The sequence below is a fragment of the Rhodanobacter glycinis genome (assembly GCF_900114325.1).
Lineage (GTDB): Bacteria > Pseudomonadota > Gammaproteobacteria > Xanthomonadales > Rhodanobacteraceae > Rhodanobacter_A > Rhodanobacter_A glycinis.
Genome location: NZ_FOSR01000014.1, coordinates 71,652 through 84,677, shown reverse-complemented (window position 1 = coordinate 84,677; position 13,026 = coordinate 71,652). Strand labels below are relative to the sequence as shown.

General features: G+C 66.6%; 14 protein-coding genes and 1 pseudogene. 5 read left to right on the top strand and 10 right to left on the bottom strand.

What is annotated here, in order from left to right; genetic code table 11:
* A pseudogene (locus tag BMY90_RS17580) lies at positions 1 to 277 on the top strand (hypothetical protein); the annotation flags it as partial.
* Positions 278 to 384: 107 nt separating this feature from the next.
* Here BMY90_RS17580 and BMY90_RS13920 read toward each other — a convergent pair.
* From BMY90_RS13920 to lptM, 7 genes are all read right to left on the bottom strand, one after another.
* The gene (locus BMY90_RS13920; protein ID WP_037099657.1) at positions 385 to 999 is read right to left on the bottom strand and encodes a hypothetical protein; all 615 of its coding nucleotides are present in this window, start codon (positions 997 to 999) and stop codon (positions 385 to 387) included.
* 36 nt (positions 1,000 to 1,035) lie between these two features.
* Complete coding sequence (gene hslU / locus BMY90_RS13915; RefSeq protein WP_092704789.1) at positions 1,036 to 2,379, bottom strand: ATP-dependent protease ATPase subunit HslU; 1,344 nt, start codon at positions 2,377 to 2,379, stop codon at positions 1,036 to 1,038.
* 121 nt (positions 2,380 to 2,500) lie between these two features.
* On the bottom strand, positions 2,501 to 3,037 hold the full coding sequence (hslV, locus tag BMY90_RS13910; RefSeq protein WP_092704787.1) for an ATP-dependent protease subunit HslV: 537 nt from the start codon (positions 3,035 to 3,037) through the stop codon (positions 2,501 to 2,503).
* Between the two features lie 140 nt (positions 3,038 to 3,177).
* Complete coding sequence (xerC, locus tag BMY90_RS13905) at positions 3,178 to 4,083, bottom strand: tyrosine recombinase XerC (protein ID WP_092704785.1); 906 nt, start codon at positions 4,081 to 4,083, stop codon at positions 3,178 to 3,180.
* Position 4,084: 1 nt separating this feature from the next.
* Entirely contained in the window at positions 4,085 to 4,771 is a 687-nt protein-coding gene (locus tag BMY90_RS13900; RefSeq protein ID WP_008209369.1) for a DUF484 family protein, read from the bottom strand.
* Positions 4,772 to 4,832: 61 nt separating this feature from the next.
* Positions 4,833 to 5,681 carry a diaminopimelate epimerase gene (gene dapF, locus BMY90_RS13895; RefSeq protein WP_092704783.1) on the bottom strand — a complete coding sequence of 283 codons (849 nt, stop codon included), beginning with the start codon at positions 5,679 to 5,681 and terminating at the stop codon, positions 4,833 to 4,835.
* Positions 5,682 to 5,698: 17 nt separating this feature from the next.
* Complete coding sequence (gene lptM, locus BMY90_RS13890; protein ID WP_092704781.1) at positions 5,699 to 5,890, bottom strand: LPS translocon maturation chaperone LptM; 192 nt, start codon at positions 5,888 to 5,890, stop codon at positions 5,699 to 5,701.
* Between the two features lie 122 nt (positions 5,891 to 6,012).
* On the opposite strand from lptM, the gene BMY90_RS13885 reads away from it, so the two are divergent.
* Positions 6,013 to 6,702, top strand: a complete 690-nt coding sequence (locus tag BMY90_RS13885) for a hypothetical protein (protein ID WP_092704779.1) — start codon at positions 6,013 to 6,015, stop codon at positions 6,700 to 6,702.
* Positions 6,703 to 6,799: 97 nt separating this feature from the next.
* Here the strand turns inward: BMY90_RS13885 and fos are convergent, their stop codons facing one another.
* Positions 6,800 to 7,210, bottom strand: a complete 411-nt coding sequence (fos, locus tag BMY90_RS13880) for a fosfomycin resistance glutathione transferase (protein ID WP_092704777.1) — start codon at positions 7,208 to 7,210, stop codon at positions 6,800 to 6,802.
* A gap of 75 nt (positions 7,211 to 7,285) precedes the next feature.
* Complete coding sequence (locus BMY90_RS13875; RefSeq protein ID WP_008210006.1) at positions 7,286 to 7,759, bottom strand: GNAT family N-acetyltransferase; 474 nt, start codon at positions 7,757 to 7,759, stop codon at positions 7,286 to 7,288.
* Positions 7,760 to 7,959: 200 nt separating this feature from the next.
* Here BMY90_RS13875 and BMY90_RS13870 point away from each other — a divergent pair, with 200 nt between their 5' ends.
* Positions 7,960 to 9,444, top strand: a complete 1,485-nt coding sequence (locus BMY90_RS13870; RefSeq protein WP_092704775.1) for a RimK family protein — start codon at positions 7,960 to 7,962, stop codon at positions 9,442 to 9,444.
* Between the two features lie 168 nt (positions 9,445 to 9,612).
* Here the strand turns inward: BMY90_RS13870 and BMY90_RS13865 are convergent, their stop codons facing one another.
* Entirely contained in the window at positions 9,613 to 9,870 is a 258-nt protein-coding gene (locus tag BMY90_RS13865; RefSeq protein WP_092704773.1) for a hypothetical protein, read from the bottom strand.
* A 317-nt stretch (positions 9,871 to 10,187) separates the two neighbouring features.
* Here BMY90_RS13865 and aroE point away from each other — a divergent pair, with 317 nt between their 5' ends.
* Positions 10,188 to 11,024, top strand: coding sequence for a shikimate dehydrogenase (gene aroE, locus BMY90_RS13860; protein WP_092704771.1), 837 nt, complete (start codon positions 10,188 to 10,190; stop codon positions 11,022 to 11,024).
* Positions 11,025 to 11,211: 187 nt separating this feature from the next.
* Positions 11,212 to 12,981 (top strand): peptide-N4-asparagine amidase, encoded by a 1,770-nt coding sequence (locus BMY90_RS13855; protein ID WP_092704769.1) that lies wholly within the window; start codon positions 11,212 to 11,214, stop codon positions 12,979 to 12,981.
* Positions 12,982 to 13,026: the final 45 nt, after the last annotated feature.

The following is a 13,026-nucleotide window of genomic DNA, read 5'->3' as shown; positions in this document are numbered from 1 at the left end:
CTTCAAGTGGATCAAGCAACACCTGCGGTTACGGCGCTTCCTCGGTCGCAGCGAGAGAGCGGTGAAGATCCAGATCCTCACCGCCCTGGTGGCCTATCTGCTGGTGGCGCTGGCCCATCGCGCCAGCACCTCGGCCACCACGCTGTGGCTCTTTCTTGCCGAGCTCCGCGCCGGCTTGTTCCAACGCCCGGTCAGCGCGGTGCCGGGACGTAGACGCGACCGGCGACGAAAGACCGTCCACCCCGGCGAACCGTGGCAACCCGGGCTGTTCGCATGAGTCCGCTCGACATGAGACTGAACGAGTCGGGGACTAGCGAATTTATTCCGGACAGCAGTGTGCTTTAGCAGGAATGACGAGCAGAAGATCGATTGATCAGACTTTCCCTAGTTGGCGTGACCCACGCCCGAGTCGCCCTGGGTCAGCGGCGGCGGGTTGCCGGCGACCGCAAGCAGGGATTGGGCGTAGCCGTCCTCGATGCTGATGGTGGAGACCTCGTCCCAGGCGAAGTACGAGGCTTCGCGCAGCCATTCGGCGTCCGGGCTGACTTCCTGCATGGTGAAGCCGTCCTCTTCCACGCCGACCAGCCGGCCGATGTAGCAGACCTCGGCCTCTTCCTCGCTGTCCACGTGCACGCCAATCACCGGCGACAACAGGCCGGCGGCCTGCACCACGTCACGGATCGAATCGAGCGGGAAGCTGGGCGGCATGTGCGGGATCAACTGCTTCAGCCGCAGCGCCTTTTCCATGAATTCGTGGTGCTTGTCGGGTGCTTCCAGTTCGGTGATGTCGCGGTGCCGCATCACGTACATGCCGTCGTAGGTGAGGGTATCGCCCACCACCCACAGCAACAGGAATTCGCGGCCGACGCCGCCCACGTAGCCGCAGAAGCTGCCGTGTTCCAGGTCTTCGCGCCACAACCGCACCAGCTGCTGGCTTTGCTGCGCTTCACGCAGTTGCGCCCGCTGGCCGGTGGTTTTCAGTTCGATAACAGTGCCCATGGCGCCCATTTTACCAGACCGGGCCGGCCGGCTTGTTTACAGGATGTAGCGGCTCAGATCTTCGTTCTGGACCAGCGATCCGAGACTTTTGTCTACATGTTCGGCGTCGATCAAGTATTTTTCGCCGGACTTGTCTGCTGCCTCGTAGGAAATCTTCTCCAGCAGCCGTTCCATCACCGTGTGCAGGCGGCGGGCGCCGATGTTCTCGGTGCGCTCGTTCACCTGGAACGCCACCTCGGCCAGCCGGTCGACGCCGGAGTCGGTGAATTCGACGGTGACGCCTTCGGTGCCCAGCAAGGCGACGTACTGCTTGGTCAGCGCGTTGTGCGGCTCGCGCAGGATGCGCTTGAAGTCGTCCACCGACAGTGCCGACAGCTCGACGCGAATCGGCAAGCGGCCCTGCAGCTCCGGGATCAGGTCCGACGGCTTGGCCAGCGAGAACGCGCCGGAGGCGATAAACAGCATGTGGTCGGTCTTGATCGGGCCGTATTTGGTCGACACGGTGGAGCCTTCCACCAGCGGCAGCAGGTCGCGCTGCACGCCTTCGCGGCTGACCCCGGAATGGCCGTAATCGCTGCGCTGGGCCACCTTGTCGATCTCGTCGATGAAGACGATGCCGTTCTGCTCGGCCGCTTCCACCGCCTGGGCGCGGATCTCCTCGTCATTGAGCAGCTTGCCGGCTTCTTCATCGATCAGCAGCGGGCGGGCGGCCTTGATCGCCAGCTTCCGCTGCTGCGTCTTGGCGCCGCCGATGTTCTGGAACATCTGGCGCAACTGCGCGCCCATCTCCTCCATGCCCGGCGGCGAGACGATGTCCACGCCCACGTTCATGGCGAAGTCCAGCTCGATCTCGCGCTCGTCCAGCGTGCCCTCGCGCAGCTGCTTGCGCAGCTTCTGGCGGGTGTCGCTCTCGATCGACGGCGCCGGGGTGGCATCGTGGCTCCAGTCGGTCGGCTCGCTCTGCCGGCGCGGCAGCAGCGCATCGAGAATGCGGTCCTCGGCGCGGTCTTCTGCCTGGGTGCGCACGCGCTTGATGGCCTGCTCGCGGGTCAGCTTGTAGGCGCCGTCGACGAGGTCGCGGATGATCGATTCCACGTCCTTGCCCACGTAGCCCACCTCGGTGAACTTGGTGGCTTCCACCTTCACGAACGGCGCGTTGGCCAGGCTGGCCAGGCGGCGCGCGATCTCGGTCTTGCCCACGCCGGTGGGGCCGATCATCAGGATGTTCTTCGGCGTGATCTCGTTGCGCATTTCCGGCGCCAGCTGCATGCGCCGCCAGCGGCTGCGCAGCGCCACCGCCACGGCGCGCTTGGCGTCGTGCTGGCCGATGATGTAACGGTCGAGTTCGTTGACGATTTCGCGGGGAGTCAGTTCGGACATGTTTGCGTCAGTGTGGGGAAAGCTGCAACGCCAGGATGCGGCTTTTGGTAAGAAGTGCGGCCATGGATGGCCGCCCGTTTGATCTTCGCGATCAGGAACGATCGCAAAACCTGAGGAGCGCCTACAGTTCCTCGATCGACGTGTTGTGGTTGGTATAGATGCAGATGTCGCCGGCGATCTTCAGCGAACGCTCGACGATGGCACGCGCGTCCAGCTCGGTACTCTCCATCAGCGCCAGTGCGGCGGACTGCGCGTACGGGCCGCCGGAACCGATGGCGATCAGGCCGTGCTCGGGTTCCAGCACGTCGCCGTTGCCGGAGATCAGCAGCGAGGCCTCCTTGTCGGCCACCGCCAGCATGGCCTCGAGGCGGCCGAGGCGGCGATCGGTGCGCCACTCCTTGGCCATCTCCACCGCGGCGCGGGTGAGGTTGTTGCCGTACTTGTCCAGCTTCTGCTCGAACAGTTCGAACAGGGTGAAGGCGTCGGCGGTGGCGCCGGCGAAACCGGCCAGCACGTCGGCGTTCTTGCCCAGCCGGCGGATCTTGCGCGCGTTGGCCTTCGCCACGATGTTGCCCAACGTGACCTGGCCGTCGCCGCCGATCACGACCTTGCCGTTGCGGCGCACGCTGACGATGGTGGTGGCGTGGAAGGATTCCATAAAAGCTCCAAGGTTGAACGAACCAGATGGGGTCGGCTTGCCGAGGCTTCAACACGCGGGCCGGAAGCGAGTGAAGAGGAATGAGGAGTGAGAGAAAGCAGGGTCGGCTTGCTTTTCTCTCACTCCTCACTCTTCCATTTTCACTCCTTGCTCTTGGCTCTTCGCCTGGCCCGCGGATGCGCCGCGTCATACACCTTGGCCAGGTGCTGGAAATCCAGGTGGGTGTAGATCTGGGTGGTGGCAATGTCGGCGTGGCCGAGCAGCTCCTGCACGGCGCGCAGGTCGCCGGAGGATTCCAGCATGTGGCTGGCGAAGGTGTGGCGCAGCAGGTGCGGATGCACGTGCCTGGCGAAACCGTGCTGCAGCGCCAGCGTCTTCAGGCGCGCCTGCACCGTGCGCGGGCTGATCGCCGCGCCGGCACGGCCGCGGAACACCGGGCTTTCCGGCGCGCTGCCCTCGGCGGCGCCCAGCGTCCGCAATGCGGTGACGGCGTAGCGGCCCACCGGCACCAGCCGCGTCTTGCGGCCCTTGCCGAGCACGCGGACTTCGCCCTCGTCGAGGTGGAGGTCGCCCCAACGCAGGCCGGTAAGCTCGGACAAACGCAGGCCGCTGGAATAGAACAGTTCCAGCATCGCGCGATCGCGCACGGCCAGCGCACCTTCGCCGCTGCCTTCGACCAGCGCCGCAGCCTCGTCCACGTCCAGCACCTCGGGCAGCTTGCGGCGCACCTTGGGGCCGCGCACGCCGGCGGCCGGATCGTGGCCCAGCAGGCCTTCGCGGCTGAGCTGGCGGAACAGGCTGCGACAGGAAGACAACAGCCGCTGCAGGCTTTTCGGCGCCAGTCCGGCGCGGTGTTCGGCGGCGATGAAACTGCGCAGCTGGGATGGTTGCAGCGCATCGAAGCCGGGCAGGTCCTGCGCTTCCATCCAGCGCAGCAGCTTGTCCAGGTCGCGCCGGTAACCGGCCACGGTGTGCGGCGACGCCTGGCGCTCGCCGGCCAGGCGGGCGAGCCACGCCTCGACCTGCGTGCGCGGCGCGACGGTCATCTCAGGCGCCGTCTTCGGCGCGCATCAAGGCGGCGGTGACGGTGGCGGCGATCATCTTCAGGAACAGCGTGCCCATGCCGGGCTGGAAGTGGTCGGCGTTGGCGCTGCCCAGCGCCAGCATGCCCAGCTCGCCCAGTGGCATGACCGCGGCGGAGTGGATCTCGCGGGCATGTTCGCCGAACAGCAGCTGCAATCGCTCAGGGGTGAGCCGGCCGGTGATCGGCTCGTGGTGGGCCAGGAAATCGGCGAACTCCGGCAGCGCATTGCGGCCGCCGTCGATCACGCTCAGCCAGTCCGCCGGCGGCAGATCGAGATGGTTGCCGAACAGCAGCAGGCGCACCTGTTCGACGTGGAAGTCGGCGTCGAGCCGGGTGATCACGCTGCGCGCGGCCACCGCCGGCGTATTCGCGCGCAGCATGGTGACGTTGAGCTCGTGCACGCGCTGCATCAGTTTTTCGTTGTCGGCGGCGATGGCGGTGAGTTCGGCCAGGCGGCGTTCCAGCTCGGCGTTCTTCTCGCGCAGATGGTGCAGCTGGTAGCTGGCCAGCGAGGCCACCGCCCCCTGTTCGCGCGGAATGGTGAGCTGCCGGGCCAGTTCCGGGTAATGGCTGAGGAACTGCGGATGCTGCTTCAGATAGGCAGCCACATCGCTGGCTTTCAGGGTGTCGTCGAGCAGGGGGTCGGTCATGCGCGGAATCCTTGGGCAGTGGGTGGCACCGACCCGAGTGTGCGATGGACGGGCCCGCGCTTCAATCCGCCGGGGTCGATTCCAGCCATTCGCCTTCGAACACGAAGGCCGCCGGACCGGTCATCCACAAGGTATGGCCGGGGCCGGGCCAGTCGATCTGCAAGTTGCCGCCGGGCAGTGCGACCTGCACGCTCTCGTTCACTTCATCGCGCTGGCGCAGCACGGCCATCGCGGCGCAGGCACCGGTGCCGCAGGCCTGGGTCCAGCCGGCGCCGCGTTCATGCACGCGCAGGCGCAGGCGGCTGCGGTCGAGACGCTCCACGAAGCCGGCGTTGGCGCCTTCGGCGAAACGCGGATGCCGGGTGAGTGCGGGGCCCAGCCGCGCCAACGCGGGCGCATGCAGGTCGTCCACCACCACCACCGCGTGCGGGTTGCCCATCGACACGGCGCCGATCTGCAACCGGTCGCCATCCACGTCGATGGTGTAGCGGTCGGCTTCCTGCGCGGCCTCGAAAGGTACCTGGGCGGGCGCGAAGCGCGGTTCGCCCATGTCCACTGCCACGCGGTCGGCGGCCAGCAGGCGCACCGTCACCGCACCGGAAGGGCTTTCCACCCGCAGCGTTTCGCCCAGCGCCACCGCGCCAGCGCGATGCAGCCATGCGGCCACGCAGCGCACGCCGTTGCCGCACTGGCCGGAGGGCGAGCCGTCGCCGTTCCAGATGCCGTAATAGAACGCACAGGACGGGTCGCGTGGCGGTTCCACGCTCAGCAACTGGTCGAAGCCGACGCCAGTGTGGCGGTCGGCCAGGGCGCGGATCGTGGCGGTTGGCAGGTCGAGCTGGCCATCGCGGCCGTCCAGCAGCACGAAATCGTTGCCGATGCCGTGCATCTTGGTGAAGTGCAAGGTCATGGCGGTGCGGCCGGTGGTCAGTGATCGACGGGCATTGTCGTCACGCTGGCGGCGTGCGCGGGCGCCGACGTCGAGGCCGTGGGAGCGATCACTGGCGCTGCGGCTGTCGGCGCCACCGGCTTGGGCAGGTACAACGGACCCTTGTTGCCGCAACCGGCAAGGGCGACGGCGGCAAGGCAGAACGGCAGCAGCAGGATCGATCGACGCATGGCAGGAATTTCCGCGAAATACGGCCGCAGTATAGCCAAGCGTGAGCGGATCGCCGCGCCCGAGCCGGTGGCGCCGCTATCATGGCGAAAGCCTTGCGGCTGTCATCACCTGGGATGGTCCGATGGACTGGAACGAACTGCTGCGCCTGCCCACCACCTTGCTGTGGATTCTTTCCGCGCTGGCCTTGTTGCTGGCGCTGGTGCAGCTGGTTGTCGTGCGCCAGCGCATGAACGCACGGCGGCATGCGGCCGCGAGTGGCCATGCCCTGGTGGTGCTGGTGGCCTTCGTCGTCGCCCTGCTGCTGGGCAGCCTTGGCGCCACGCTGCGCGGTTATCGCTTCCTGGGCGAAGAACTGCCGGTGGTGCAGATCGATTCACGCATCCTGTCGCCCCAGCGCTGGTCGCTGCGGCTCACCTGGCCGGATGGCAGCACGCGGCAAGTGCTGCTCGATGGCGACGACTTCCGCATCGAGGCGCTGGTGTTGAAGTGGAAGCTGCCCGCCGTGCTCGCTGGCGTGCCGCCGCTGTATCGGCTTGATCGCCTGGAAGGCCGCTACGACGATGCCGCGCAGGAAGCGCACGCGCCGCGCACCGTCACCGATTTCGACGAAGCCGGCAGCTTCGACCTGCTAGCCCTGAAGAAACAGTACCCGCGCTGGCTGCCCGAGGTGGACACGCTGTACGGCAGCGGCGCCTACCTGCCGCTGGTCGACCGCGGCCACTACAACGTGAACCTGATGCGCACCGGCGCGCTGGTGGCGCGGCCGGACGATGCCACCGCGCAGCGACTCGGCGAGCCGATGGGCCACTGAGCCGGCGGCCTTCAACGACGAGTGAGGTGTCGCATGGACGCTGCAGGCGGAAACAGCCGCTTCGGCTCGTTGTGCCAGCCGTGTCAACGGCCCCTGCCTAGTCGTACAGCTCGAGGCCTTCGTACGGCTGCTGTCTGAGCGCGGCCAGCCGGCTGCGCAAATCGCCAGCATGGATTTCCAGCTTGTGCCCGTCCGGATCCAGGAAATAGAGCGAGTCGCCTTCGCTGCGGTTTTCCTTCCACAGGACGACATTGCAGGAGCGGATGGCCTCGGCACAATCATCGAACGCCGCACGATCCACGGAAAAGGCCAGGTGGGTGTATTCGGGTTGCGGGCCGTGGCGCGTTTCCGCGTCGAGCGACAGGCAGATCCAGCCCTCGCCCGCCAGAAGATAGGCGCCGCGCGCCCATTTCGCCACCGGTCTCAATCCAATCACCGCGGTGTAAAACGAAAACGACCGCTCGAGATCGCTCACGGCCAGGGTGACGTGATTTATGCCCGTGATCATGCCGGCCTCCTCGCTCTGCTCACTTGAGCTGGTCTGTATTGGAGAAGTAGTGTTCTTTCACGCGTCGGGAATCGCCTATCCCAGCGCCTTTTCATAGCGCCAGCCGTTGCCACCATCTTCGTAGAAGCCGTCGAGGAAGCGATTGCGGCGGTAGCCCAGGCGTTCGTACAGCCGGATCGCGGCCAGGTTGTCGGTGCGCACTTCCAGCCGCAAGGCATGACAGCGGCGACGGCGTGCAGCGGCTTCGGCGGCTTCCACCAGCGAGGTACCGACGCCCTTGCCGCGCGCGTCGGGCTTGCTGGCGAGGGAATACAGCCGCGCCACCTTGCTGCCCTTGCGGAAGAACACCACGGCGGTGCCGAGGAAGTGGCGATGGTTGGCGCTGGCCACCAGCACCAGGGCGCTGTCGCTGTCGAGGTGGCGACGATACTGCGCGCGGCTGAGGCGATCGCTCGCGAACGTGGCCAGTTCCAGCGCGACCAGGTCGTCGAGGTCGGACAGTTCGGCGCGGCGAACGCGCACCGCGGCGGTGGCTGGCGGTGGGGGCATCGGTTTCCTTGGGGCGACGACGGCAACAAGCGGGAGGTGTGCGCGGCACTGTAGTCGCCGTTCGCCGCAGCGGCAATCGCGGCGTGGCGCGGAGATTTAGTCCCGCTTCAGTGCCTGCCCTTGTATGCGGCCCGAGGTGCGCACAAACTGCGCGACATTGTCGTGTCCCCGCACGGCTTCCATCGCCTTATGAGGGTGACATGACCCGTCTCGTCATTGTTGTCGAGAAAGCCTCCGACTGGGGGTCGTACTATCCATCCGTCGACGTGGTGAGCGCGATGGATTACCTGCGCGAGCCGGTGGGCGCCGACGACGAACGCACCCACGTCATCAACCTGTGCCGCAGCTACAAGTACCTGGGCACCGGTTATTACGTGTCGCTGCTGGCGGAGGCGCGCGGGCACCGGGTGATGCCGTCGGTGCGCACCATCAACGACTTGCGCCGGCGTTCGCTGTACGGCCTGGACATCGACGACCTCAACCAGAAGCTCACCCACTTCCTGCCCGCCGGCGGTCGCGACACCACCGACTTCGGCACCCTGGTGTACTTCGGCGAAACCGCCTACCCCGCGTTGCAGGACCTGGCACGTCAGGTGTTCGAGATGTTCCCCTGCCCGCTGCTGCGGATCGAGTTTGAGCGCGAGCGGGTGTGGCAGGTGGCCTCGATCAAGCCGGTCGGCCTGCACACGCTGGATGATGCCCAGGAAGACGGCTTCGCCACCGCGCTGGACAGTTTCTCGCGCAAGCTGTGGCGCAAGCCGCGCGTGCGCAAGCGCTCGCGCTACGACCTGGCGATGCTGGTGGACCCGGCCGAGCAGATGCCGCCGTCCAACCGCAAGGCGTTGAAGTCGTTCGTGGCCGCGGGGCGCGAGCTGGGCATCGAGGTCGATCCGATCGGCAAGAACGATTACCAGCGCCTGGCCGAGTACGACGGCCTGTTCATCCGCGAGACCACCGCCAGCGACAACCACACCTACCGCTTCGCCCATCGCGCGGAGAAGGAAGGCATGGTGGTGATGGACGACCCCACCTCGATCCTGCGCTGTACCAACAAGATCTTCCTCAATGACCTGATGGTCTCGCGCAAGCTGGCGGTGCCGCACACCGAAATCCTCTACCGCGACGACAGCCGCGGCATGAAAGAAGTGGTCGAGCGGCTCGGCTTCCCGCTGGTGCTGAAGATTCCCGACGGTTCGTTCTCGCGCGGCGTGGTGAAGGTGGAAGACGAGGCGGCATTGGCCGCGGCAGCCAGCAGCCTGTTCCAGCACAGTGCGCTGCTGCTGGCGCAGGAATTCGTCTACACCGAGTTCGACTGGCGCATCGGCGTGCTCAACCGCGAGGCGCTGTACGCGTGCAAGTACTACATGTCGCGCGGGCATTGGCAGATCTACAACCACGGCGCCAAGGGCACGGCCAAATCCGGCGGCTTCGAGACCATTCCGGTGCGCGATGCGCCGACGGAAGTGGTGAAGCTGGCGCTGAAGGCCACCAATGCGGTGGGCGACGGCCTCTACGGCGTGGACCTGAAGAAGGTCAATGGCAAGCCGGTGGTGATCGAGGTGAACGACAACCCGTCGATCGACGCCGGCGTGGAAGACGTCTACCTGGGCGAGGATCTGTACCGCCGCATCATGCAGGAATTCCTGCGCCGGATGGAGCGCAAGCGGCTGGGTATCGGTCGCTGACCCGGCCACCTTCCATGGCAGCCGGGTCGGCAGGCGTTCCTTCGCAAGATCGCTGCGGCGACGGGGGAGACGCCGCAGCGACGGTTCCAGGCGCGATCGTCCTGATCGCGTAATCCACTGCCAGATGGAAGGGGAAAGCAGCGCGGGACGACTCCGCGCCGCGGAAAATCAATGCCAGGCGGCCCGCAGGTGCCGACCGCGGCGGCGCGACCAGGCCGCCAACAGGTGCAACGGCAACGCCGGCTCCAGTGTCAGCAGCAAGGCCAGCGGCGCGCCCAGCAGCCACAGCAGCGGCGCCCAGCCGAGCAGTGCCGTATGCGCGGGTACCAGCGTGGTGAGCAGCAACACGCCGCCGCCGAACAGCCACAGCACGGCAATGGCGAGCAGGTGGATGCGGCGATCATGATTCGTGACGGATGAACGCATGGCGGAAGCCCCGTGGAAACGTGGAACAGAGCTTGCCGCCCGCCCATCTCAAAACCTGCGATTGCCCGAGATTGAATGTCTCTCACTGCCACACCCTCACCGCCACACTCCCCTCACCGCCACGCCTCCCTCACCGTCATTCCAGCGAAAGCTGGAATCCAGTGCCTTTGGTTTCTTCCTGACGTGGCGCCGATAAAAGTCCTGGATTCCAGCTTTCGCTGGAATGACGGCGTCGAGGCGAAACGGCGCAGCGGATGTGCGGAAGGGAGAATCCGCGACCAACCCGTACAATGGCCGTCCAGACCAGGAGCGAGTCCATGAGCCAGCCTTCCCGCTACGCCGTGTTCGGCCATCCGATCGGCCACACGCAGTCGCCGCGGATTCACCAGTTGTTCGCCGCCCAGTTCGATATCGCGCTGACCTATGAAGCCATCGATGCCGCGCCGGAAGCGTTTGCCGAGGCGGTGCAGCGCTTCTTTGTCGCCGGGAACGGCCACGGCGCCAATGTCACCCTGCCGCACAAGGGCGCGGCCTTCGCGCTGGCGGACGAGCGCAGCGAGGCGGCGATGCGCGCGGGCAGCGCCAACGTGCTCACCCGGCTGGCGGATGGTCGCCTCGCCGCGCACAACACCGATGGTGCGGGCCTGGTCCGTGATCTCACCGAGCGCCACGGTGCCGACCTGCGCGACCGCGACATGCTGCTGCTCGGCGCCGGTGGCGCGGCGCGCGGGGTGGCGTGGTCGCTGCTGGATGCCGGCGTGGCCTCGCTGACCATCGTCAACCGCACGGCAGCCACGGCCGATGCGCTGGCCGATGCGATCGGCGAACCGGCCCGGGTACGCACGCGCTACTGGCAGGACCTGGCCGACATCGGCAGCTTCGACCTGATCATCAACGCCACCTCGGCCGGCGTGCTGCACCAGTCGCTGGGCCTGCCGTTCTCGCTCGTCGGTACGCGCGCCGTCTGTTACGACCTGGCCTATGGTGCGGCGGCTGTCCCGTTTCTGGCCTGGGCGCAGGCGGCCGACGCGCACCGTTCCTTCGATGGCCTTGGCATGCTGGTGGAAACCGCGGCCGATGCGTTCGAACTGTGGCACGGCCAGCGGCCCGACACGGAGCCGGTTTACCAGGTGCTGCGCCAGCCGACGGTCTGATCACGGCCGCGTCGGCAACGATTCGAAGCAGCCACGCGCAATCGTGATGCGCATCACGGTTGCGCGCCCAATCACCGCAAATTTTCACTCGCATTTGGCCGTTTAGACGGGCTTTCCCCCGGTAAACAAAATCGCGTGCTAGCGTCGCCGATGCAGGGGGATACAGCATCACGCGAGGGGAAGTCGCATGTTGTCGAAATCATGGTGGGGAAGCCTGGCCGTGGCCGGGCTTGCGTGCTTTGCCTGCGCCGCATTCGCGACCGGTTCCAGCGAGCCGTCATCGGTCGGTTCCAGCAATGTGACTACCGCCGATCCGGCGGTGCCGCGACCGCCGGGCAAGCCGTGCGTGGTGGAGCTGTTCCAGAACGACGCCTTCACGGATTTCAGCAACCACCCCTTCAGCTACACGCCGCCGAGCGGTTGCGGCACGCATTGGTCGAAGGTGGTGCTGGAGGCGGACTTCTCGGTCAGCGCCGGGCGCCAGTTCGACCGCACTGCGTCGTTGTGGCTGGGTGGCGTGAACCTGTACTTCGGCACCACCGAGGAGCCGTCCGCCACGGTGGCGCCGAGCTGGCACGTGGAACGTGACCTGACCGATTACACCGCGCTGTTCCGCCACGCCGGCCAGGGTCAGGCGGTGCTTGGCAACATTGTCAACGACACCTATACCGGCGTGATCCACGGCAGCGCGAAACTGCTGTTCTATCCGGCCTCGATCTTCGCGCCGTCCGGCCAGGTGCCCGATGCGGTGTATCCGCTGGGCAGCGATCCGGTGGGCAGCACGGTGTCGCTGAACGACCCGACCAGCCAGTTGGCGAAGACGCTCAACCTGCCGCGCAACGTGGAGCGCGCCTATCTCGACGTGTTCGCGCAAAGCCAGAATGCCGACGAGTTCTGGTACACCTGCGTGCCAGATCAGTACGCCAGCGAAGTGCAGAGTTGCGGCGGCGGCAACTTCCGCGAAGCCGAGGTCAGCATCGACGGCCAGCCGGCCGGCGTGGCGCCGATCTATCCGTGGATCTACACCGGCGGCATCGACCCCTATCTGTGGCGACCGGTCACCGGCGTGCAGACGTTGAACTTCACGCCCTACCGCGTCGACCTGACGCCGTTCGCCGGCGAGCTCAGCGACGGTGCGCCGCATACCGTGGCGGTCAGCGTGGCCGGCGCGGCCAATTACTTCTCGGCCACGGCCAGCCTGCTGGTCTATCTCGATCCGCACGCGAAGCAGGTCACCGGCACGGTGACGCGCAATACCCTGGTCGGCCAGCCGCCCGTGCCGACCGTCGACGACACCTTGAAGACCGATACCAGCGGCAACGTCAGCGGCGACATCACCACCCGGCTCTCCCGCCACTTCGTGATCGAAGGCTATGCGAATACTTCGCACGGTCGCGTCGACACCACGGTGAAGCAGACCGTGGGCTTCGCCGATACGCAGAACTTCACCCTCAACACCACCACCTATCGCCAGCAGATCGACCAGCTCACCTCGATGGACGGCACCAGCACCAGCCGCATCGGCCGCTTCGTCACCAACGAATACAGCCAGCACCGGCGCTATCCGCTGCACCTGGACTACGACCAGCAGGTGGCGTCCGACGGCAGCGCAGGCATCACCACCACGGTGCACCAGGGCTACGAACAGAAGGTTGCGCAACGCTTCGGCGGCCTCACGCTGTATTCGGCCTCCGTGCACAACACGGTGGATACCAGTGACACGCTGAACTACGACAGCGGCGGCCACTTCACCGGCCACGGCGGCCAGCAAAGTGCGCAGACCTTCGCCTTCCACGACTCGCTGGGCGGCTGCTACCGCGGCCACGTGACATCGGCCGGCGGCGTGGTCACCGGCGACAGCAGCGGCAAGGGCTGTCCCGGCGGCGACAACCATGTCGAGTGGTTCACCCATCCGGATGGTTCGCCCGGCTACGGCCGCAGCCTGCTGGGCTGGTGAAGCGGGCCCGGCGCCGTGCGCGACGCCGGGTCATCCAGCTGACAT

Coding starts and splice junctions, on each gene's coding strand:
- hslV (WP_092704787.1), bottom strand. CDS start 3,037: ATGGAATCCTTCCACGCCACCACCATCGTCAGCGTGCGCCGCAACGGC.
- fos (WP_092704777.1), bottom strand. CDS start 7,210: ATGATCACGGGCATAAATCACGTCACCCTGGCCGTGAGCGATCTCGAG.
- BMY90_RS13885 (WP_092704779.1), top strand. CDS start 6,013: ATGGACTGGAACGAACTGCTGCGCCTGCCCACCACCTTGCTGTGGATT.
- BMY90_RS13920 (WP_037099657.1), bottom strand. CDS start 999: ATGGGCACTGTTATCGAACTGAAAACCACCGGCCAGCGGGCGCAACTG.
- dapF (WP_092704783.1), bottom strand. CDS start 5,681: ATGACCTTGCACTTCACCAAGATGCACGGCATCGGCAACGATTTCGTG.
- aroE (WP_092704771.1), top strand. CDS start 10,188: ATGAGCCAGCCTTCCCGCTACGCCGTGTTCGGCCATCCGATCGGCCAC.
- BMY90_RS13865 (WP_092704773.1), bottom strand. CDS start 9,870: ATGCGTTCATCCGTCACGAATCATGATCGCCGCATCCACCTGCTCGCC.
- BMY90_RS13870 (WP_092704775.1), top strand. CDS start 7,960: ATGACCCGTCTCGTCATTGTTGTCGAGAAAGCCTCCGACTGGGGGTCG.
- xerC (WP_092704785.1), bottom strand. CDS start 4,083: ATGACCGTCGCGCCGCGCACGCAGGTCGAGGCGTGGCTCGCCCGCCTG.
- lptM (WP_092704781.1), bottom strand. CDS start 5,890: ATGCGTCGATCGATCCTGCTGCTGCCGTTCTGCCTTGCCGCCGTCGCC.
- BMY90_RS13900 (WP_008209369.1), bottom strand. CDS start 4,771: ATGACCGACCCCCTGCTCGACGACACCCTGAAAGCCAGCGATGTGGCT.
- BMY90_RS13855 (WP_092704769.1), top strand. CDS start 11,212: ATGTTGTCGAAATCATGGTGGGGAAGCCTGGCCGTGGCCGGGCTTGCG.
- BMY90_RS13875 (WP_008210006.1), bottom strand. CDS start 7,759: ATGCCCCCACCGCCAGCCACCGCCGCGGTGCGCGTTCGCCGCGCCGAA.
- hslU (WP_092704789.1), bottom strand. CDS start 2,379: ATGTCCGAACTGACTCCCCGCGAAATCGTCAACGAACTCGACCGTTAC.